General features: G+C 45.5%; 1 tRNA gene. It reads right to left on the minus strand.

Annotated features, from left to right (window positions below):
* Nucleotides 1-126: 126 nt before the first annotated feature.
* Nucleotides 127-202, minus strand: a tRNA-Ala gene (locus tag F8197_RS28445).

Genomic DNA, 202 nt, shown 5'->3' on the forward strand with positions numbered 1-202 from the left:
CGCATTACGTTTTACCGTAACACGACACATAAAAATCTACTTACTTCTTCCAGATTGTTAAAGAACATACAGCACTTGGTCTCTAAAAGACCAAACCTAAATCTCACTGATTTACGTTTGAACTCTTGGTGGAGGATGACGGGATCGAACCGACGACCCCCTGCTTGCAAAGCAGGTGCTCTCCCAGCTGAGCTAATCCCCC

Origin of the sequence: Duganella sp. FT27W, assembly GCF_009295655.1 — a bacterium.
GTDB classification, from domain to species: domain Bacteria; phylum Pseudomonadota; class Gammaproteobacteria; order Burkholderiales; family Burkholderiaceae_D; genus Rugamonas; species Rugamonas zoogloeoides.